General features: G+C 49.5%; 20 protein-coding genes. 19 read left to right on the plus strand and 1 reads right to left on the minus strand.

Features of this window, described 5'->3' with window-relative positions; genetic code table 11:
• The 13 genes from ACTOY7_RS01090 to ACTOY7_RS01150 all read left to right on the plus strand — a co-directional run.
• A partial coding sequence (locus tag ACTOY7_RS01090) for a class I SAM-dependent methyltransferase (RefSeq protein ID WP_482672630.1) occupies positions 1 to 563 on the plus strand: 563 nt, incomplete at its 5' end.
• Between the two features lie 68 nt (positions 564 to 631).
• Entirely contained in the window at positions 632 to 1,786 is a 1,155-nt protein-coding gene (locus tag ACTOY7_RS01095) for a YcjF family protein (protein WP_482672119.1), read from the plus strand.
• A 106-nt stretch (positions 1,787 to 1,892) separates the two neighbouring features.
• Positions 1,893 to 2,063: a hypothetical protein gene (locus tag ACTOY7_RS01100; protein WP_160283486.1), complete on the plus strand. Its 171-nt coding sequence runs from the start codon at positions 1,893 to 1,895 to the stop codon at positions 2,061 to 2,063.
• 319 nt (positions 2,064 to 2,382) lie between these two features.
• Positions 2,383 to 3,414, plus strand: coding sequence for a zinc-dependent alcohol dehydrogenase (locus tag ACTOY7_RS01105; protein ID WP_482672118.1), 1,032 nt, complete (start codon positions 2,383 to 2,385; stop codon positions 3,412 to 3,414).
• 154 nt (positions 3,415 to 3,568) lie between these two features.
• On the plus strand, positions 3,569 to 4,930 hold the full coding sequence (locus ACTOY7_RS01110; RefSeq protein WP_482672117.1) for an ABC transporter substrate-binding protein: 1,362 nt from the start codon (positions 3,569 to 3,571) through the stop codon (positions 4,928 to 4,930).
• Positions 4,931 to 5,055: 125 nt separating this feature from the next.
• Positions 5,056 to 5,916: a carbohydrate ABC transporter permease gene (locus ACTOY7_RS01115; protein WP_482672116.1), complete on the plus strand. Its 861-nt coding sequence runs from the start codon at positions 5,056 to 5,058 to the stop codon at positions 5,914 to 5,916.
• Complete coding sequence (locus ACTOY7_RS01120; RefSeq protein WP_394683853.1) at positions 5,916 to 6,743, plus strand: carbohydrate ABC transporter permease; 828 nt, start codon at positions 5,916 to 5,918, stop codon at positions 6,741 to 6,743. The genes ACTOY7_RS01115 and ACTOY7_RS01120 overlap by 1 nt, the downstream gene beginning before the upstream one ends.
• A gap of 46 nt (positions 6,744 to 6,789) precedes the next feature.
• Complete coding sequence (locus tag ACTOY7_RS01125; protein WP_482672115.1) at positions 6,790 to 9,531, plus strand: family 78 glycoside hydrolase catalytic domain; 2,742 nt, start codon at positions 6,790 to 6,792, stop codon at positions 9,529 to 9,531.
• Positions 9,532 to 9,563: 32 nt separating this feature from the next.
• Positions 9,564 to 10,481, plus strand: coding sequence for a dihydrodipicolinate synthase family protein (locus ACTOY7_RS01130; protein ID WP_482672114.1), 918 nt, complete (start codon positions 9,564 to 9,566; stop codon positions 10,479 to 10,481).
• Positions 10,482 to 10,525: 44 nt separating this feature from the next.
• Entirely contained in the window at positions 10,526 to 11,449 is a 924-nt protein-coding gene (locus tag ACTOY7_RS01135; protein ID WP_160283492.1) for a dihydrodipicolinate synthase family protein, read from the plus strand.
• A 155-nt stretch (positions 11,450 to 11,604) separates the two neighbouring features.
• Entirely contained in the window at positions 11,605 to 12,555 is a 951-nt protein-coding gene (locus tag ACTOY7_RS01140) for a phosphoglycerate dehydrogenase (RefSeq protein ID WP_160283493.1), read from the plus strand.
• Positions 12,556 to 12,697: 142 nt separating this feature from the next.
• Positions 12,698 to 13,501 carry an IclR family transcriptional regulator gene (locus ACTOY7_RS01145; protein ID WP_300884372.1) on the plus strand — a complete coding sequence of 268 codons (804 nt, stop codon included), beginning with the start codon at positions 12,698 to 12,700 and terminating at the stop codon, positions 13,499 to 13,501.
• A gap of 125 nt (positions 13,502 to 13,626) precedes the next feature.
• Positions 13,627 to 13,779, plus strand: coding sequence for a hypothetical protein (locus ACTOY7_RS01150; RefSeq protein WP_160283494.1), 153 nt, complete (start codon positions 13,627 to 13,629; stop codon positions 13,777 to 13,779).
• Positions 13,780 to 13,804: 25 nt separating this feature from the next.
• On the opposite strand, the gene ACTOY7_RS01155 is transcribed toward ACTOY7_RS01150, so the two are convergent.
• A complete protein-coding gene (locus ACTOY7_RS01155) occupies positions 13,805 to 14,395 on the minus strand; it encodes a flavodoxin domain-containing protein (RefSeq protein ID WP_482670518.1) in 591 nt (196 codons plus the stop codon).
• Between the two features lie 252 nt (positions 14,396 to 14,647).
• Here ACTOY7_RS01155 and ACTOY7_RS01160 point away from each other — a divergent pair, with 252 nt between their 5' ends.
• The 6 genes from ACTOY7_RS01160 (at position 14,648) to ACTOY7_RS01185 (ending at position 20,621) form a co-directional block, all read left to right on the plus strand.
• Positions 14,648 to 14,863 carry a TetR/AcrR family transcriptional regulator gene (locus tag ACTOY7_RS01160; protein WP_482670517.1) on the plus strand — a complete coding sequence of 72 codons (216 nt, stop codon included), beginning with the start codon at positions 14,648 to 14,650 and terminating at the stop codon, positions 14,861 to 14,863.
• Positions 14,864 to 14,896: 33 nt separating this feature from the next.
• Positions 14,897 to 15,205, plus strand: a complete 309-nt coding sequence (locus tag ACTOY7_RS01165) for a TetR-like C-terminal domain-containing protein (protein ID WP_482672632.1) — start codon at positions 14,897 to 14,899, stop codon at positions 15,203 to 15,205.
• 193 nt (positions 15,206 to 15,398) lie between these two features.
• Positions 15,399 to 16,727, plus strand: coding sequence for an MATE family efflux transporter (locus ACTOY7_RS01170; protein WP_160283497.1), 1,329 nt, complete (start codon positions 15,399 to 15,401; stop codon positions 16,725 to 16,727).
• 53 nt (positions 16,728 to 16,780) lie between these two features.
• Positions 16,781 to 17,644, plus strand: coding sequence for a GNAT family N-acetyltransferase (locus ACTOY7_RS01175; protein WP_482670516.1), 864 nt, complete (start codon positions 16,781 to 16,783; stop codon positions 17,642 to 17,644).
• Between the two features lie 12 nt (positions 17,645 to 17,656).
• Complete coding sequence (locus tag ACTOY7_RS01180; protein ID WP_482670515.1) at positions 17,657 to 18,559, plus strand: ABC transporter ATP-binding protein; 903 nt, start codon at positions 17,657 to 17,659, stop codon at positions 18,557 to 18,559.
• Positions 18,534 to 20,621, plus strand: a complete 2,088-nt coding sequence (locus tag ACTOY7_RS01185; protein WP_482670514.1) for a DUF6449 domain-containing protein — start codon at positions 18,534 to 18,536, stop codon at positions 20,619 to 20,621. The genes ACTOY7_RS01180 and ACTOY7_RS01185 overlap by 26 nt, the downstream gene beginning before the upstream one ends.

Consider the following 20,621-nt stretch of genomic DNA (forward strand, 5'->3'; position numbering starts at 1 on the left):
ATATTTCAGAAAACCAAATTGAACAAGCGAAAATTCTCTCAAAAGGTATGGATATAGATTATCATGTTATATCAACAGAGGATATAAGTTTTTCGGATAACTCTTTTGATGTAATTACAGCATGCCAGTGTTTTTGGTATTTCGACCATGAGATTGTTATGCCTAAGTTTTATCGTATGTTGAAACAAGGGGGAAGTATTCTTGCTTTATATATGGCATGGCTGCCATTTGAGGATGAGATTGCAGGAGCCAGTGAAAAACTTGTATTAAAATATAATCCAAATTGGAGTGGCGCAGGAGAAACGAAACACCAAATAGACATACCAGATTGCTACAAAGAAAACTTTGAGCTTGCATATCATGAAGAATATACTTTAAGAATACCGTTTACTCGTGAAAGTTGGAATGGAAGAATGAAGGCTTGTCGTGGAATCGGCGCTTCGCTTACCGAGAAGGAGATTTCGATGTGGGAACAAGAGCATATGACGCTCCTTGAACAAATTGCGCCGAATGAATTTGATATTTTACATTATGCTGCTATTGCAGAACTTAAAAAACATTAAATTCTGTCTGTTGAATTGAAATATGTGAGGTTTTCTGCGGAAAACGCAAGCTGAGGGAGGCACTCATTATGAAGAGAGGAAATGTATTGGTAATTGGAAATTCGGGTGTTGGAAAATCGACCCTTATCAATGCTGTTTTAGGAGAAGAAAAGGCCAAAACAGGATGGGGAACGGAAGGAACAACAAATTATTTGGAGATATATGAAAGCGATGAAATACCCTTTCGTATGATTGATTCCGTTGGATTCGAGCCTTCATTTATTAAGAAGGTGCAGGCGGTCAATGCTGTGAAAAAATGGTCTAAAAATAGCGTAAAAGAAGGAAATAAGGACTGTCAGATTAATGTGATCTGGTTTTGCGTAGAGGGAACGGCAGGCAAGTTGTTTCCGGAGACGATAAAAAGCTTGATGAGTGCTGCTTCCATGTGGGAGTCTGTTCCGGTTATTGTGGTAATTACAAAGTCATATTCTGTGCCGGACAGGGAGCATAATATTGAGATGGTAAATCAGGCATTTGCAAAACAAAAACGGTACTCGAAAAATTTACGTAAAATAATTCCTGTTGTTGCTTCGAAATATGTTTTGAATGATTCTGCTTTTGCTGCTCCGGAAGGAATTACAGAACTCATAGATATTACTAATGAGTTGATGCCGGAAGGGGTTAAAGCAGCCGAGAGAGATATTTATCAATACAAACTTAATAGAAGAAGGATTTTTGCGCAAAGTATAGTGGGAGCATCTACAACAGCAGGAGTACTTGTAGGAGCAGTTCCAGTACCATTTGCCGATGCGGTGATACTTTCACCGATTGAAGTTGCGGAAATCAATGCGCTTGCGCAGGTGTATGGAATTAAGAAAAATGAGGATTCGAAACATTTTTTTAATTCCATTATTGAAGTGGGAACTGTAAGTACGGCAGCTAAAGCAGCGATAAGTGGTCTAAAGGCTATTCCTGGAATAAATTTGGCGGCAGGTGTCGTCAATGCAATCATAGCCGGAAGTTTTGTGGCTGCAATTGGCGAAGGAACCATATATGCTTTTGAACAAGTATACCTAGGAAAGAAAACAGTAAAAGATATTGATTGGGTAACAAGGGTAATGGAATCCAGACTATCCAGGGAATTTATCGAAAAAGTTACAGCTGCGTCAAAGCAGATTACCGAAGATACGGATAAAAAAGCAATCGGACAGATCATTCAGGGATTATTTTCGGTGAAAAAATAGTATGGGAATACGAAAACTTATTAATCTGAGCAACAAAAACAGGGAACTTTTGTGGGAGGAATAATATGAAGAAAAAATAATTCCGGTAGTAATCAGTGGGATAATTGTGATAGTGGCGGTTTCAGCGGTGGTATTAATGTCATGCAGATCAGATAAAAAAGAAGTGATCACATCATCACAGCTGGAAAAAGCGATAGATATAAGAAAATCTGGAAAAGACAGCACTGGAAAATACGGCGCTGCTGGCGCAGGCAAAAGAGGTTTTAATGGAGTATAGGTGTAGTCTCTCACTGAATGGTGGGGGACTTTTTTCTTTAGACAGAAATATCAGACTGCATAACCAATAAAAAGGAGCGCTCTTTTTTTTGAACTTCGTAACATATGCACAAAATTCCCACCCAATTATTGATAAATTGTTATAATTGCATTATCCACTTATTTATGCTATAATTATAAATACAGAACAGTGTTTATTATTAATAAACTGCGAAGAGCCCGATATAATTATCCATTGTAATTACAGAGACTATTTTTTTTGCTGTATAATATAAACACTGTACAATAATAATAAACGGAAGGAGGATTATGGAAAAGAGATGAAAGCAGCAATATTTAAAGCACCTTTTGAATTTGAAATTTGTGAAAGGGAGATTCCCAAACCGAAGGAGCATGAAGTGCTGATCCGCATCCGTGCGGTAGGGATCTGTGGCTCGGATATACACCCATATAGAGGCAATGGACTGGACCGCAGAGAGCCTGGTATTATTATGGGCCATGAAGCCACCGGTGATGTGGCGGAAATTGGTGGAAAGGTTACCAGATGGAAACCAGGCGACCGGGTAGCGGTCAATCCACAGATCAACTGTGAATTCTGCATTATGTGCAGAAAAGGCCTGCCGCATTTATGTGACCATCCGTTACTGATCGGATCGTCCATGCGGGGATTCCTGGACGGGGCCATGTGCGAATATCTGGTGATGCATGAGAAGCAGCTGTATCATCTGCCGGATGAGGTGAGCTATGATTACGGAACCTTTTTGGATCCGCTGGGCAACGCCATTCATCTGATCAACCGCGGAGGTGTGAAGCTGGGCGATAAGGTGGTCATTACTGGGGCAGGAACGATAGGGCTTCTTGCGGTACAGACCGCCAGGCTTGCAGGCGCGGTCAAGGTCATTGCGGTGGACCTGTCAGATTACAAGCTGGGGATTGCAAAGGACGTTGGAGCGACCTGCTGTCTGAAATCCGATGATCCGGATTTTCTGGAAAAAGTGAAGCAGGAGACAGACGGCATGGGCCCTGATGTGGTGGTAGAAGCTGTTGGAATCAGCACGACCTACAATCTGGCACTGCAGATGTGCCGGAAGCGGGGGACGGTTGTTGCGCTTGGCTTTACGAAGCCAGAGCTGGAACTGGCGATCCAGCAGATCGTATACAAGGAACTGCATGTATTCGGCAGCACAGGATATGCGGATGAATGCGGGACGACTCTGGAATATCTGAAAAATAATATGGTGGATATTGAAAAGGTGATCACGCACAGGCTTCCTCTGGAAAAGGTAAAGGAAGGCTTTGACCTGCTGTGCGAACCAGACAGTAAAGCAATCAAAGTAATTTTAAATCCGTAATGTATGGAAAGGGAAGGAAAAATGTAAACGGCAGGTAAATATACAATCCATTGGCTGCACAAACTATATACAAAAACCAGGAGAGGTACAAATACGTCAGACTCATGAAAAAGTCTATCATTTGGGGCTTGACAAAGTAGAAAGGAGAAACAATATGAGAACAAAGCTTTGGAAACGGATTACAGCATGTCTGCTTACCGGCGCAATGATCGGGATGCTGGCAGCGTGCGGAAACAGCAATAATTCGGGTACAGATACACAAGATACAGCGGTAGATTCCGATACAGGCGCAGATGCGGAAGATACCGGGAACAATGAGGATGCCGGAACAGAAGCCGTAGAGCTTAATCTGCTGAGCCACAGATACGCGGCGCTGGAATATTATGCGCAGGCAATGGTAGACAACGCGCCGGACAATGTGACGCTGAATACAGAGCTGACCACCTATGGGGACTGGCAGGAAAAGATGACCATGAACTTGTCCTCCAAGTCCAGTGCTTATGATCTGACCTACATCTTCCCGCCGGATCTGGCAACCTTCGCGGATGGGGGCTGGCTTCTGCCGCTGGACGACTATATTGAAAAATACAAAGACGAATATCATTTCGATGATATCCCGGATTACTTATGGGACGCATATACCTATGACGGACATATTTACGGGATTCCGAGCCACCAGTGGGCAGCATTGATCTTTGCGCGGGATGATGTGCTGAAAGAAGCCGGACTGGATGCCCCGGAAACGTTGGACGACCTTGTGGCAGTGGCGGAGGCGCTGACGACGGACAGCAGATCGGGATTGACACTTTCCCTGAAAGCATCGGATCTGCTGGCGATCACCTTCCAGTGCTTTATGACCGCATGCGGAGGATGGTGGTTTGACGATGACATGAAGCCGGCATTCAACAGCGAGGAGGCAATGGAAGCCATTTCTTACATCCAGAAGCTGATGCCATATTGCCCGGACGGCAGCACCACCTATGGATCCGATGAAGCGGCTCTTGCCATGACGCAGGATCTTGCGGCAATGGGACTGATCCAGACGACCCGCTCCGGAGACATGGACAATGAAGAAAAATCCAAGGTTGTAGGAAAGGTTGGATTTTACAATCCCCCGGCATTGGAAGAGAGCGGACCGACAGCATCATTATTCGCGACAGCAGGCTATTCCATTTCCGCATTTACGGAAAATGATCCGGATCTCGTATTTCGGACCATGTGCAATGCGCTGACCGAAGATGTGATGAAAGAAGGGGCGGAAACCGGAATGCCGGTAAGGACTTCTCTGCTGAACGACGAACTGTTCGAGAGCAGGCCGGACTACAAAGCGGCATGGGACGCGATTCAGGACGGAGCAAGGATGCGTCCTGCAATTCCGGAATTTTCAGAGATCATGGAGATCTCCATGACGGCTCTGGCAGATGTCCTGATCAACGGAACAGACGCGCAGTCCGCAATGGATAAAGCAGCTGCGGAGTGTGAAGAAATTCTGGACGAGGCAGGTTATTACGAATAATAACTGCGGCAGACAAACAAAATAGAAAAAGAAACGGTGTGGATATGCGGGGCGGGCGGAAATCAACAGGAGTTTTGGCAGGCGCGGCATTGGGCACACCGTTTCTGCTCAGGAAGGACGGATGCATGAAGAAGGAAAATAAATATTTATTATTTGCGCTGCCAAGCTTTATTCTGATATTTTCGATTATGCTGTTTCCGGTGGGCTATGCCGTGGTGTACAGCTTCACAAATTACCGCCTGGGAAGGGAAGCGAAATTCATTGGCCTGGATAACTATATCAATGTATTACAGGATTCAGAATTTGCCAGCGCCCTGGGCTTTACGCTGATCCTGACGGTGGCGGCCGTATTGCTCCAGTTTGTGCTTGGGATGATTCTGGCAATGCTTCTGGATAACATCCATCATTTCAAAAAGCCCATCAGCATTATGATCTACATCCCTTACTTTATCACCGCGGCAGCAATGGGGGTTATTTTCAGATGGATGTTCATGTCCAATTGGGGAATCATGGACCAGCTTCTAGCAGCGGTCGGAATCCATGCTCCGGGCTGGCTGGACTCCGCATTCTGGGCAAGGGTCGTGGTCATTCTGGGGGAAGTATATCAGAATACGCCGTTTGCAGTGATCATCTTATATGCAGGCCTGCAGTCCATTCCGGCAGATCAGGTGGAGGCGGCGAAAATAGACGGGGCCAACAGCTGGCAGCTGTTTCGGAGCATCAAACTCCCCAATCTCCGGCAGCTGATCATCATTATTTTCATGATGCGGACCATGGATGCGTTCCGGCTGTTTGACCGGGTCAATGTGACCACAGGGGGCGGGCCCGGGATCTCAACGGAAACACTGGCAATTTATAATTATACAACGACATTTACAAAACTGCGTGTAGGAAGAGGATGCGCGGTCGGGGTGATCACCCTGCTGATTCTTGCGGTAATTATTTCTATTATTATGAAGGTTCTGCGTTCAAAGGAGGTGGATTGATGAGAACAAAACGAAGGATCATTATTGCGGCCAGCTACATTGTACTGATCTTGGTGGCGCTGATCTCTATTTTTCCGATCGTATATGCGGTCATGATCGCTACAAAGCAGCCCGTAGACGCATTTTCCACATCCTTTACCTGGATATACAAACCTATTTTCGATAATTTTAAAACCCTTTGGATCGAGAGGGGATTTACAAAATATTTATGCAATACGCTGATCATTACCGGATGCTGTGTTCTGATCTCCGTGCCCACGGCGACACTGGGAGCCTACGGACTGATCCGGAACGGCGGAAAATTTGCAACCAGGATGCTCAATTCGACGCTGCTTCTGAGGATGTTTCCGCAGATGCTGCTTGCGATCCCTTACTTTATCATTGCGACAAATCTGGGACTGGCAGATACCAAATTCATACTGGTCATCATTGTAGTAGCTTCCAATCAGCCCTTCGCGCTATGGTTGATGAGGGGATTTCTGATCACGATCCCTCCGGAGCTGGATGAAGCGGCAAGGATCGACGGGTGTAATATGGTACAGACCGTGACTAGGGTGATTCTGCCGATTGCTACACCAGGCATTGCAACGGCATCCATCTTTACATTTTTGCTTTCTTATAATGAATATTTATTCGCACTGATCCTGACACAGAAAAATGCAATGACACTTCCGGTCGCCATCGGCCAGTACGGTGCGGAGGATCTGTCTTACTGGACGTTATCGGCGGCGGGCGTGGTCAGCATCGTGATCCCGATCTGCCTGGTGATGATCTTCCTGCAGAAATATCTGGTAAAGGGAATGGTTGCGGGCGCAGTGAAAGGTTAGGTTACAACATAGAAGGAAGGACAGAAGTATGGAAAAAGGAAACCGAATGATTCAAATATTAAACCCCAAATGTGAGTATGCGGTGAACCCGCTGGGAATCGATGTGCAGAAGCCTCGTTTTTCCTGGACGGTGCAGGCATTGGAGAGAGGGGCCGGACAGAGTGCGTGGCAGATCCGGGTGAGAGAGGAAGAAAAAAACGAGGTATGGGATTCGGGAAAAATAGAATCTGACAACAGTGTCAATATACAATATGGCGGCGTACCGCTGAAATCGGGAACAATCTATCACTGGGAGCTGACGGTCTGGGATCTCTGCGGACAGGACTATAGGGCAGAGGATTCTTTTTTCGAGACGGCAATCCTCCATGAAGAGGAGTGGAAGGCAGCATGGATCCGCGGAAAAAATCTGTTCCGAAAAGAGTTGGAAGCAAAAAAGAAGATCCAAAAATCCCGCATCTATATCGCGGGGCTGGGATATTATGAATTATACCTGAACGGACAGAAGGTGGGAGATCATGTACTGGACCCGGCATGGTCCGATTTTGACCAGACCGTATATTATGCGGTCTACGATGTGACAGACCGGATGCAGTGCGGAAAAAACGCGGTGGGAGTGATGCTTGGAAATGGCAGATATTCCCCCTATGAGACGACCATTGCGAAAAACTGGCATCCGTTGAAGAAATATGGGCCGTCGCCGGTTCTATATTTCCAGCAGTACATCGGCTATGAAGACGGAACCGAGGAATGGCTTGTGTCAGACACGACCTGGAAAACCAGCGCAGGCCCCATTATTTTTGACGACATTTATGACGGAGAGCGCTATGATGCCAGATTAGAACAACCGGGCTGGAGCGGACCGGAATTTGACGACCGGGCATGGGAAATGGCCGTAGCGGTTTCGGAGAAGATGGGCAGATTGGTATCCCAGACTGCGTTTCCAGCAGTGAAGGTGATCAAATCAAGGAACCCCATTTCTATGACACAGCCTGCTCCGGGCGTTTATCTGTATGACTTCGGACAGAATTTTGCGGGCTGGGTACATTTGAAGGTGTGCGGGAAGCCGGGAGCCGCAGTGTCCGTACACTATGCGGAGCTGAAAGACAAGGAGACGGGGATGCTCTGCCCGAATACCAACCGGAATGCGGAAGCGCGGGATACGTATATCTGTAAAGGGGAAGGGATCGAGATTTTCGAGCCGCATTTTACCTATCACGGATTCCGCTATATGGAACTGACGGGGTATCCGGGAACGCCCTCTATTGACACGGTGGAGGCGAGAGTCGTACACTCTTCCGTAGAGCGGATCGGGAGCTTCAGCTGCGGAAATGAGCTGATCAATCAGATTCACTCCAACTATATCTGGACCCAGGTGAGCAACCTGCACAGCGTCCCCACGGACTGTTGCCAGAGGGACGAGAGAATGGGCTGGGTCGGAGACGCGCAGCTTTCGGCAGAGGCGGCGGTATACAATTTTGATATGGCAAAATTTTACGTCAAATTTGAAAGGGATATCCGGGAATCCCAGAAGGAGACCGGAAGCGTGGCAGGCGTTTCTCCGGCGTATTGGAGCTGCTACCCCGCGGATCCAACCTATGCGACGGCCTGCGTGGAATTTCCAAGGATCGTAAGCCGGTATTATGAAGATGACAGGATCATTGAGGAAAGCCTGGAAGCAATGGCCAAATGGGTGGATTATCTGGGCAGCCAGGAGGATGAGGACGGAATCGTATCCTTCGGACTGTTCGGAGACTGGTGCCCTCCGATGCATGCCAATCCGGTAGATACACCCTTTGAGATCACCTCCACCTGGTATTACTGCCATGACGCTCTGGAAGTCGCGCGGATGGCGGAGCGGATCGGGAAAAAAGAAACAGCGGAAAAATATTACCGGGTATATGAACGGGTTGCGGAAGCATTTAACAAAAGATTCTTAAAGGGCGACCGCTATTCGGCGTCCAGGTTTTCCGATGAAGAGCTGGCGGAGAAGATCCAGTCCTGGCTGAATGTGCTTCCGGAAGAGGAACGTCCGGCAGTCATGAAACGGTATGCCACGCTGTATTCCTCCAGCAGTCAGACGGCGAATCTGCTTCCGCTGTATCTGGGGATCACACCAAAAGAGCATGTGGGGGAGGTGCTGGAAACACTGGTCCAGGATCTGGAAGTGACCCGTGCATGGCATATCAATACAGGTGTGGTAGGACTGAAATTCCTCTTTGACGTGCTGATCCGATACGGGTATGAAGACCTGGCGTATCGGCTGATCACGCAGACCTCCTTCCCGTCCTTCGGGTATCAGATTGAGAAGGAAGGCGCAACCACGCTTTGGGAACGCTGGGAGTTTTTGAATAATGACAAATGCTTTAACTCCCACAGCCATCCCTTTGCAGGAAGCGTTGACGTCTATTTTTATAAGGTTCTGGCAGGTATCGGATTGGATGCGGCGCAGCCCGGATTTAAAAAGATCATCTTGAAGCCGGTGATGTCCGGGGATCTGCCGTATGCCTCCGCTTCGGTAGAGACCATCCGGGGAAAGGTGTTTTCCAGCTGGGAACGATCCAGAGAGCGGCTGCGCTATGAGGTTGAGATTCCGGGAAATACAACGGCACAGCTCTTTCTGCCGAAGAATGGATGGAAGAAGGTTCAGATCCGGGAAGACGGAAAGCTCTGCTGGATTGGGGACGCGTCTGCTGAACTGGAAGGGATGCGGTACTCTCATGAGGAAGAAAAGTATGTGGTATACGAGATTGTTTCCGGAAGCTATCAGTTTGAGATACGGCCGTTGTAACCATTAGAAAATATGTATGGCAGGAGGAAAGAATGATGTCTGATCAAAGAAAAAAACTACATGGAATCATTCCGGCAATCGTGACGCCGATCAAGGAAACAGGAGAGCTGGATGCGGATCTGCTGAAAAAACAGGCGGACTATCTGATCCGCGCAGGAGTAAACGGGCTGTTTCTCTGCGGCGGAACGGGAGAAGGCGCATATCTGAAGACAGAGGAAAAGCTGGAAATATGCAGGCAGATAAAATCGACTGCAGGAAATGATATTTTCTTATGCATGGCAATGATCCGCTCCAATACAAGAGCGGTTCTGGAGGAAATCGATAAAATGAAGGACTGCGGCGCAGATTATATCGTTGCCACGCCGCCCTACTACCATGCAGCCTCTCAGGAGGACATCATGGAGCATTACAAGCAAATAGCGGTAAAGGCATTTGCTCCGGTCATCATTTACAATATTCCGTCTGCCACACATAATCCGATAGAACCGGATACGATCGGACGGTTGGCCGGATTGCAAAATATAGCAGGCGTAAAAGATTCCTCCGGTAATTTTATGAACTTTACGCGCGGTTTGTTTGAAAGAAAAGAGGAAGGATTCGCGTGGATTCAGGGAGAAGACTACCTGTGCGGAGCGACGCTGCTGGCAGGCGGGGACGGAATGGTATCGGGATTGAGCAATGTACGTGTTGAGCCATATGTGGAGATGTACCGGGCTTTTTTGAACGGAGATTCCGAAAAAATAAAAGCATGTCAGGTACGGATCAATCGTCTGTATCGGCTGATCCATCTGATCGGAAATGGAAATGCAGCCATCAAAGCGGCAACGGAATACTATGTGAGAGGAAGCCGGCGGATGCAGCAGCGCAGTATGAGTATTTCCAATAACCAGATGACAGAGGTTCAACGGATTCTGGAAGATTATGATCGTGATTTGCGGACGGTTAGATAACAGACCGAAAACCACAGCAAAATATGAGCAGCAGGAGAAGAGTTATGGGCGATAAATTCAAGGACGGAGTATGGCCGGTCATGCTGACTCCGTTTACAGACAACAATCAAGTGGATTATGACGCGCTTGGAAAATTAGTGGACTGGTACATAGAAAACGGCGTGGCAGGACTGTTTGCGGACTGCCAGTCCAGCGAAATGTTTTTCCTGACATTGGAAGACCGGGTACAAATTGCCCGATTTGTGAAAGAACGGGCGGACGGAAGAGTATCTGTCGTAGCTTCAGGCCACATCTCGGATTCCATTTCCGGACAGGCAGAAGAATTGAATGCGGTAGCGGAAACCGGGGTGGACGCAGTGATTCTGCTGACGAACCGGCTTGCGGAGACGGGAGAAAGCGATGAAATCTGGCTGGAAAATCTAAAGCTGCTTTTGGCCGGGCTTCCAAAGGATCTGGCTCTCGGGTTTTATGAGTGCCCGTATCCTTATAAAAGGATCATTTCACCGGAATTGTTAAAATGGTGCGCGGATACTGGAAGATTTTATTTTATCAAGGACACAAGCTGCAGCATTGAAAATATCCGCAGGAAGCTGGAGAGCATCCAGGGCAGCCGTTTAAAACTGTTCAATGCCAATTCGTCTACCCTTTTGGAGACGCTGCGTCTTGGCGGAAGCGGGTTCAGCGGCGTGATGGCAAATTTTCATGCGGACTTATATGTGTGGCTTTGCGGACATTATCAGGAAGAGCCTGAGAAGGCCAGGATATTGGCAGATTTTCTGACGATCACCTCGATGATTGAAAGACAGGTCTATCCGGTGAATGCAAAATATTGCCAGAAACAGCTTGGAAATTTTTGTTCTTTGTATACAAGGACAAAGGATGCAGCGCTTTTGGATGCTACCGGAAAGCTGGAGGTTGAGCAGCTGATGCGGCTGACGGATCATATGCGGGGGCAGCTGGGAATCTGATCGGATTTCCGCTGGGGCTGCATACCGCTTTGCGGCTGCGCCTAACGCAATACTCACGGCATATTTTATCGGCTATGAGTATGAGCGCTCCCGGAAGCGCTTTGTTCCCGGGTTTGTGAGAATGCGCGGTATAGAATATGGAGGGATGGCAGAATATGAAAGTTCTGGTTACGGCAACCAATTATTCGAAATATTGTGTTGCCGGAAAAAAGATTCTGGAAGAGGCCGGCTGTGCGATTATAGAAAATCCTCACGGCAGACCATATACATTGGAAGAATTGAAAGAGATCGTGCCGGATATTGACGGTGTGGTCGTTGGAGTGGATACGTGGAATGAAGAGGTATTTCGTCTGGCGCCGAAGCTGAGGGCGATGGCCAGATTCGGAGTGGGTGTGGACAATATTGACCTGGAGGCCGCGAAAGCGCATGGGATCATTGTGAGTAACAGCCCCGGGATCAATTCCTCGGCGGTGGCGGAGCAGGCGATTGCCCTGATGCTTTGTCTGGTCCGGGAGGTTCCCAGGCTGAATGCGGCTGTGAGAAACGGCGGATGGCCGCGCCCCATGTTTCATGAACTGAAAAGCCGGACGATCGGATTTTTAGGATTCGGCGCGATCGCAAGAAACGCGGCGGAAAGGCTGGCAGGCTTTCATCCCCGCATGATCGCCTATGACATGTATCCTGATCAGGAAGCGGCGGCCAGACTGGGGGTGGAGATGGTTTCCCGGAAGGAAGTGCTGGAACAGTCCGATATTCTTTCGATCCATCTTCCGGCAACGCCGGCTACAAAACATTTTGTGAACCGAGACACGATCGCGGTCATGAAGTACGGAGTGTTGGTCGTGAATACGGCCCGGGGCAGTATCGTGAATGAGGCGCATATGGCCGAGGCAATGCAGGCCGGAAAGGTGGCGGGGTTCGGAACCGATGTCTTTGAAAAAGAGCCGATTGATCCGAACGGCCCGTTGTTCCATATGGAAAATTATATCGCGACTCCTCACGTATCTGCAGAGACCTATGAAAACTGCGAAACAACGTCCATAGTGACGGCAAAAGCGCTTCTGGCAGTATTACGAGGTGAAGAACCAGAGCACCGGCTGGTTTAGAGAGGCTTCTGAAGAAAGCTTATTGAATCTATACTTCCTGAATGCTATAATGAAAATGAAAATATTCTGGCAGCAGTTCTTTATGTACTGCAGTTGAAGCGGTCTGGCGGAATGATGTACCGGGCTGTAAGCGGCAGTACACATGTGGCGTCTGGTACGGAAGCTGAAAAAGCAGGAGGAAGAAAGCATGGAGCATGGTGAGGTTAAGGTCAAAAGTCTCCGGAAAGCTTTGGATATTTTAAACTATTTCACGGAAAAGCCATTACTTGGAGTAACGGAGATCAGCGAATATTTTAGTTTGAACAAGAGCACGGTGCATAATATTTTGTCCACCCTGCAGGCGATGGAATATCTGGAGCAGGACGAAGCATCGGGAAAATATCGCTTGGGGATTCAGATCTTCAATCTCAGTAAAGCGATGGGAGACAACTACTCGATTACCAAGATTGCAATGCCTTATATGCAGGAGATGGCCAATCAGACCAGGGAGCGGGTATATCTTGCCGTCCCGTACCGGTATGAGGTGCTTTATCTGGAAGCTATGTATCCTGCGGATTCGGTGGAGCTGATGCGTTCGATTCTCGGAGAGCGCGCTCAGATGTACTGCACCGGGCTAGGAAAAGCCATGCTGTCCTATATGGGTGACGTGTTCGTGGCGGAATATCTGCAACGGCAGGAGCTGAAAGGATACACGGAAAACAGTATCACCGACAGGGACACGCTGAAGGAAGAGCTGGCCCGGACAAGACAGAGGGGCTATGCGGTGGACGATATGGAGCATGAATTTGGAATCAAATGCATTGCGATGCCTGTCCTTGACCGAAGCAGAAATGTATATGCGGCGGTCAGTATCAGCGGGCTGGCGACTCATTTTACAGAGGAGCATATTTCCGAATGGGCGATCTTGCTCAAAAAGTATATTAATAAGATTGAGAGCAGACTTTAGAATTCAGGAACAGCCTGCGGGGATTTGGGTGTTAGCCAATGAGTTCCCGCAGGCTGTTTATAGATTCCATCATATAATGAGCAACGTTTTAGTTTTTACCGAAAAAACAACTATGGAGAAAGCGAATGAGCCATTACCCGATCAAAAAAATCCAGGAACACAAAGACCTCCTGAAACCCGCCGCCCGCTGGTTCCACCAGAAATGGAATATCCCCGAATCCGCCTATCTGGAAAGCATGGAGGAATGCCTGAACAATACATCCCCGGTCCCGCAATAGTATGTTGTACTGAACGGACAGGAGATCATTGCGGGGCTCGGAGTGATCGAAAATGACTTCCACAAAACGACGATTCACATCCCGTATATTCCACCAAAGGCCGGATACTTTTCCGATCCGTAAAATCCAGGCACTGTCCGTAAGCCTCCAAAATCTGGCGGCCCTCCCAGCTGCGCTCGCTGTCAGCCTTCTTGAGCAGCATTTTCCGGAGTATAGACATCATGGACCTGTGTACAAAAGTCAGCCGGGAATAATCCATCCCGCCCCGCAGATGAAAGAGCCGGATCTGCTCCGGAATCTTCCCTGAAAAAGCCTTTTCCACGAAGCTTCGGATATTGGAAATGTTGTCGGGATTGTCCGGGTCTGCAAGCCCACAGGTAAACAGAAGCACCTTTTTTTCGGATAGAAGCGTTTCATTCCGGCGGAGGAACTGGATGCCGCTGATCACGCCTGCATAGATTCCTCCGCCGTAGATCACAGTTTCATATTTGGAAAGATTTCGAGGACGGAAGGCTTTCCGTTCAAAGACCGGGCAGGATAGCGCCTCCCCGAGCCACTCGGCGTAACGTTTGGTATAACCGTATTTTGACTCATATACTACAACGATTCGATTCATAAAAAACTCCCTTCTGGAAAATGCAAAAATGTGTTACACTTGTGACAATTCTTTTTTTATAGTATACTGTATGAAGCGGAAAATCAAGACGCAGGCCGAAAGTGCTACAGAAAGGCGTATTTGAGCTGCAGAAATATTTTCTGCCTGTACCGTTGCTAATCCGAACTATCGGTTTTATTGCAATGAATTGCATAAAACTGATAGTTCGGATTGCAGCCGTACATACGGAACATTTTCCAGGAGGAAAGCAGGATGAACGGTCATCAAAAGCAGAAAGAGCAGTCCCGCAGGATGATAGAGGATGCGCTATTTCTGATCATGGAAGAGAAGCCTTACGCTCAGATCACCGTGTCTGAGATCGCAAAGACGGCAGATGTATCCAGGCGGACATTTTACAGAATGTATCATGAAAAGGATGAGGTGCTCCATTGCTATTTTGAAAGTCTGTGCCGAGAATACCGCGGCTAGAACGCGGCTCTTGAGCACTACGATATCAGTCGGATTGCACAGGAATATTTTACCTTTTGGGGACGACACCGGGACACATTGCTGCTCATGCATCGATGCGGCCTGGACCAGATGCTGTACTTCGAACTCAGCCGTGCGTCCGGAGTGGTAGTGAAAGCCAGGATCAGCGGCAGGGACCGGGAAAATGACAGGGATACGGAGTACTTTGCGGAGTATTCTACCGGCGGATTTTCCCTGCTGCTTCAGCGCTGGATCGCAGAGGGGATGGAGGAGCCGGCGGAGCATTACGCACAGGCGGTCAGCCGGGCTCTTTTAAAATTCATAGGAACTGTCACAAAATAGCAAGTTATTTAGGGACGGTTCCATAAGTCCGGTTGGTTAAAAAATACTGGATTTTCACCGGAAAATGGAATATGATGTGAGTTAGAGGTGAAAAAATGGAGTTATGATTTTTTAAACAGATTTCGGATTGCAACCGTACAGGTGGAAAATTTTCGATCAGGCACTATGCTGCCATGATAGAATTGAGGAATCTATGGAACAAACATTTATGAAAGAAAAGAAGATACTGCCCCTTGTGCTATCCATGTCCCTGCCCATGGTCATTTCCATGGCGGTAAACTCACTCTACAACATTGTGGACAGTTATTTTGTTGCAAAATTGAGCGAAGATGCCATGACGGCCCTGTCCCTGGTGTACCCGGTGCAGAATATGATCAACGCCATTGCCATCGGATTTGCCATTGGGATCAATTCCAGCGCGGCCTATTATCTGGGAGCCGGCGACCAGGAGCGGGCGGACAAGGCAGCCACCCAGGGGATGGTTTTAAACATGCTTCACGGGGCGGTGCTGATGGTGATCTGCATTGCTGTGATGCCTGCGTTCCTGCGGATGTTCTCCACGGACGAAACGGTCATCCGGATGGCGCTGGAATATTCTAACCGGGCATTTTTATTTGCCGTGGTCATCGCCATGACTCTGGTCTACGAAAAGGTATTTCAGGCGGTAGGCAAGATGAAGGTCTCCATGTTCAGCATGATGTGCGGATTTGCGGCAAATATCATACTGGATCCGCTGATGATCTTCGGCATCGGCATTTTCCCGGCCATGGGGATCGCCGGGGCGGCTTATGCCACCGGGATCGGGCAGGTGCTCACCCTTGTGGTATATCTGATCTTCTGTAAAATCGATCCGCTGCCCCTGAAGATCACGCGGAAGTATCTGCGGCCCCAGCGGGATGTGGCGGCCAGGATGTATTCCGTGGGGCTTTCCGCCACGCTGAGTCTGGCGCTGCCGTCCCTTCTGATCTCCGTACTCAATGGAATCCTAGCAGGCTTTTCAGAAAAATACGTCCTCGTGCTGGGGGTATATTATAAGCTGCAGACCTTCATCTATCTGACGGCAAACGGCATCATCCAGGGCATCCGTCCGCTGATGGGCTACAATTACGGCGCGGGCGAGAAGGAACGAGTGAAGCAGATCTTCCGGACGACCCTGATGCTCACCGCAGGCGTGATGGCAGTCGGGACAGCGTTGTCCTGGCTGATTCCCAACTATCTGATCGGATTATTTACCGCAAACCCGCAGACCATCCAAAGCGGAGTGACCGCGCTGCATATCATCAGCCTTGGCTTCGTGGTGTCTGCGGTTTCGGTCAGCTGCTGCGGGGCGCTGGAAGGGCTGGGAAAGGGAAAGCCTTCGCTGTACATATCCCTGTTCCGGTATGTGATCGTGATCATGCCCGCGGCATTTCTGTTCAGCAGGCTGATGGGAGTGAACGGCGTGTGGGCTGCGTTCTGCTTTACCGAATTTGTGACGGCAGGGGCGGGGTATCTGATCTACAGGAAGTATGGGGCATATTAGGCCGGTTAAAACATTGCTTGCACATAATGGCAGTGCGCCAAGGAGGACAACGCATGGTTTATGAATTGAAGGATACAGAAAAAGCAGCCCCGCTCTTTGAAGGCTGGCAGGAGTCCATGATCTGGTCCTGCCTGCAGAAGATCATGGGAAAGATCTACACAGACTCTCCGGAGCATCCGGTTTCTGCCATGGCATTGCTGGCTGACTTCTGCTTTTTTGCTGGGAAGCCGGACGCAGAGCTTGTCCGGTATTGGGCTGGTCTGCACATGCCGGATTCGGCGTCTGACAGGACAGCGCAGAGGATGGGTTCCGCGGAAGTACCAGGAGATATGCCTTGCGCGCCGCCCGACCTCCCGAATGATTCTGGGACCCGGGGCATCATCATGGTACCCCGCAGCTGTGCCTGGGGAGAACTGATCGAGAGCTGCTACAAAGACAAAGCCAAAAAGGTCACCCGCTTTGCGATAAAAAAAGAACCGGATATTTTTGACCGAGAAAAGCTGCAGACGGAAGTCTCGGCTCTGTCTGACGGCTTTACATTAAAAATGATCGATGAAACGCTGTACCTGCAATGCCGGGAAATCTCCTGGTGCCGGGACTGGACAGCTAATTATGCGGATTACGCCATATACCGGAAGTACGGCCTGGGCGCGGCGATATTAAAGGACGGAGAACTGGTTTCCGGTGCTTCCTCTTATACCAGCTACAGAGGCGGGATTGAAATCCAGATCGATACCCGGGAGGATTACCGAAGGCAGGGGCTTGCCTATATCTGCGGGGCAAAGCTGATCCTGGAATGCCTGGAGCGGGGCTGGTATCCGAGCTGGGATGCCCAGAATCCAGGGTCGGCGGCACTGGCCCAAAAGCTGGGTTACCATTTGGATCACGAATATACGGCATATGAAGTTTATCGATGAGAGGAAAAAATTATGGTCACAATCAGCAGCCTGACAAAATATTTCGATGACATCTGTGCGGTCGATCACGTGTCCCTGGAGATTCCGGACGGCACCATGTTCGGCCTGCTGGGCACGAACGGCGCGGGCAAGACCACGTTGCTGCGGATGCTGGCGGGCATTATCGAGGCGGACTCCGGGGAGATCCGGATGGACGGGGAGGAGAATCCTTTTTCGCCGCAGTGCAAGGAAAAGCTCTTTTATCTGCCCGATGATCCCTATTATTTTCCGAATGCGTCTATCCAGACCATGCTGGATTTTTATAAAAAGCAGTATCCGGGGCTGGATGCAGACTCCGCGGTTTATATGGCGGAATCCCTCAACCTGGACAGGGATCGCCCCATCCAGACATTTTCGAAGGGGATGAAGCGGCAGACATTTCTGATCCTGGCGCTGTGCTCCCGGACAAAATATCTTTTCTGCGATGAGGTGTTCGACGGTCTGGACCCGATTGCGGCGGAGATCATGAAAAATCTGTTCCGCCAGGAAATGGAGTCCCGTGACTTTACGATCCTTGTGGCTTCCCACAAGCTTCAGGACCTGGAGGACATCTGCGGAAATATCGCCATTCTCCATAAGGGCGGTGTGGTAACTGCCGGAGACTTCCGGGAGCGTACAGAAAATGTCCGAAAGTTCCAGTGCGTGCTCCCATTGGAGACAGATCTGGACCGTCTGAGGCAGCACCCGTCGGTAGTGCGTTTCCATGAAGACGCCCGCTTTATCACGCTGGTCACCCGGGGAAACGCGGAAGAGATCCGAAAGGCCCTGGAGGAGCTGGAACCGATTTTTCTGGGTGAGGTCCCGTTAAGTCTGGAGGAAACATTTATTGCGGAAATGGAGGGCGCAGGCTATGACATCAGAAAAGTACTTCAATAAATGGGTCAGGGAAGCGGGGAGAGGGCATATTGCGGCGTTCCTGTCCTGGGGATGCCTGCTGACCTATGGGATGATCACTGCGGTGCAGCTGCGTTTCAAGTCGGACTACTCCTTTTTCGGTATCGGCAGCGGGGAGTTATTGTGGATCTGCGCGGGGCTTGGCGCTGCCCTCTCTTTTCTGGAATTTTTCTATCTGCTTCAGCCGAAAAAACTGGATTTTTATTACAGTCTTCCTGTGAGAAAAAGCACCATATTCTGGGGAAGATATGTGCATGGGCTGATGCGTTTCCTGATGCCGCTGTGCCTGGTGGTCACAGGCTGCGGTCTGTATGAAAGCAGCTTTGACATGGATTTCTTTCCCTTTTCAGCCGGCTATACAGTGCGCAGTATCTTGGTGTTTGCAGGAGTATTTTTGATGTTTTATCATATAGGGATCCTGCTGCTTACTGTCTGCGGAACGGTCCTTCCGGCAATCCTGGGGTATGCGCTCTGTCTGCTCTACGGACATATTCTGGTGGGAAATGTATGGACCGCGTGGGCGGCAGATTATTTTCGGACCTACTACAGGATTCCGGTGTTCGAGAAGCTGGACATCCTGACGGCTCCCTTCTCCCTGGCCCGGGATCTGGCGGGAAGCAATCTGTTTGACAAGTGGGAAGTGTTCGGGTATGTACCGTCCGGGAGCAGCATCCTTGCGGCTTCCGAATGGATCGTCCTTTCGTTCCTTTTATTTGCCGCGGCGCAGAAAAGGAGAAGGACGGAACGAGTCGGGAAATGGTTTGCCATCCCCATGGCGGAACGGGCGGCGGAAGGCCTGCTCTCCTTTTTGGCCGGGGTGTGGATGGGAAGCTTTCTGGCGGCGCTGACCGGACTTGCCATGAAATCACCTGGGCTTTGCGGCGCGCTGAGTATCCTGGCGGGGATTGCTGCCGCGGCCGCAGTGCATTTCCTGCTGGAGCTGGGCGTGGGATGCGGTCGGAAAATGCGGTCGGATGAAGCAATGATAAATGAGACGCTCGCGGAGCGCGGAGATTCTGGCCGGGTTCGCCGGGCAGGAGGAAAGCACGGTGGAACATGTGCTTTGCGCCAGGGGATTTTCCGGCGGAAATGGCAGCTTGCCGCGGAGTGCGGGGCGGTCGTTTTATCAGGGATGGTATTTCTGCTGGGGGCATCTGTATTTGATGCATTCCTGCCGGAGGAAGGGGAAGTTGAGAAGATCGGAGTCAGCATCGGCGGCATTGGAATGAACAATGAGAGTTATACTCAGACCCGCACAGGCGGGGAGAGATATGAAACGCCGCGGCAGTTGGAGCGTTACCTTCTTGCCAGGGAAGGAAAGAGTGCGGCTGCGGCATGGATCAAGCTGCTGGCTGAAAAAAATAATTGCCTGTCAGAAGTAACCCATGCGGTCATCTGCTACCATATGGAAAACGGAAGCGAGGTCTATCGGCTCTACCCGGTAGACGAAGAACAGCTGCAGGCTTTTGCCACGGTATTCGAGACGGACGAGTATAAACAGATCGCATACCCTGTGGACAACAGCGGCTTTGCGGTGGATGCCCGTTTCACCTGGTCCGACGGGGTGACGGATACGGTGATGAAGCTGGAGGAAAGCGAGAAAGAGACGCTTCTGGATGCCTGTCAAAAGGATATCGGGGACATGAAAATGGACGATCTCAGGAAGGCGCTCCCATTGGGGTTCGTAGAGCTTGATTCGGACGGCCCCATGCTTCCGTGCAGTATTCCCGTCTATCCGTTTTTTGCGCGGACCTGCAGTCTGCTGGAATCATACGGCGTGTGGACAGGCCGGACACTCTCGGACTATTCCGCACGTTCGGTCAGCGTGAGTACAAGAAATGAAAGCGGCAGGGGAAAACGAAGCTCCGAATATCTGGATGACCCGGAGGAAATCGCAAAGTGGATGCAGAAAGCGGTTCCGAAGGAATTTGACTTGCAGCCGCTCTTTTATCCGCTGGATTATTCGAAGGAGATCCGGGTTGAAGTTCTGGATGAAACGGCAAATTCGGTGATTCATGTGAATTGTTATTCGCAGGAGGAATAA

The sequence above is a fragment of the Schaedlerella sp. genome, from assembly GCF_056796775.1.

Coding starts and splice junctions, on each gene's coding strand:
- ACTOY7_RS01135 (WP_160283492.1), top strand. CDS start 10,526: ATGGGCGATAAATTCAAGGACGGAGTATGGCCGGTCATGCTGACTCCG.
- ACTOY7_RS01110 (WP_482672117.1), top strand. CDS start 3,569: ATGAGAACAAAGCTTTGGAAACGGATTACAGCATGTCTGCTTACCGGC.
- ACTOY7_RS01150 (WP_160283494.1), top strand. CDS start 13,627: ATGAGCCATTACCCGATCAAAAAAATCCAGGAACACAAAGACCTCCTG.
- ACTOY7_RS01095 (WP_482672119.1), top strand. CDS start 632: ATGAAGAGAGGAAATGTATTGGTAATTGGAAATTCGGGTGTTGGAAAA.
- ACTOY7_RS01140 (WP_160283493.1), top strand. CDS start 11,605: ATGAAAGTTCTGGTTACGGCAACCAATTATTCGAAATATTGTGTTGCC.
- ACTOY7_RS01130 (WP_482672114.1), top strand. CDS start 9,564: ATGATGTCTGATCAAAGAAAAAAACTACATGGAATCATTCCGGCAATC.
- ACTOY7_RS01175 (WP_482670516.1), top strand. CDS start 16,781: ATGGTTTATGAATTGAAGGATACAGAAAAAGCAGCCCCGCTCTTTGAA.
- ACTOY7_RS01105 (WP_482672118.1), top strand. CDS start 2,383: ATGAAAGCAGCAATATTTAAAGCACCTTTTGAATTTGAAATTTGTGAA.
- ACTOY7_RS01145 (WP_300884372.1), top strand. CDS start 12,698: ATGTGGCGTCTGGTACGGAAGCTGAAAAAGCAGGAGGAAGAAAGCATG.
- ACTOY7_RS01170 (WP_160283497.1), top strand. CDS start 15,399: ATGGAACAAACATTTATGAAAGAAAAGAAGATACTGCCCCTTGTGCTA.
- ACTOY7_RS01155 (WP_482670518.1), bottom strand. CDS start 14,395: ATGAATCGAATCGTTGTAGTATATGAGTCAAAATACGGTTATACCAAA.
- ACTOY7_RS01120 (WP_394683853.1), top strand. CDS start 5,916: ATGAGAACAAAACGAAGGATCATTATTGCGGCCAGCTACATTGTACTG.
- ACTOY7_RS01115 (WP_482672116.1), top strand. CDS start 5,056: ATGAAGAAGGAAAATAAATATTTATTATTTGCGCTGCCAAGCTTTATT.
- ACTOY7_RS01180 (WP_482670515.1), top strand. CDS start 17,657: ATGGTCACAATCAGCAGCCTGACAAAATATTTCGATGACATCTGTGCG.
- ACTOY7_RS01125 (WP_482672115.1), top strand. CDS start 6,790: ATGATTCAAATATTAAACCCCAAATGTGAGTATGCGGTGAACCCGCTG.
- ACTOY7_RS01185 (WP_482670514.1), top strand. CDS start 18,534: ATGACATCAGAAAAGTACTTCAATAAATGGGTCAGGGAAGCGGGGAGA.
- ACTOY7_RS01160 (WP_482670517.1), top strand. CDS start 14,648: ATGAACGGTCATCAAAAGCAGAAAGAGCAGTCCCGCAGGATGATAGAG.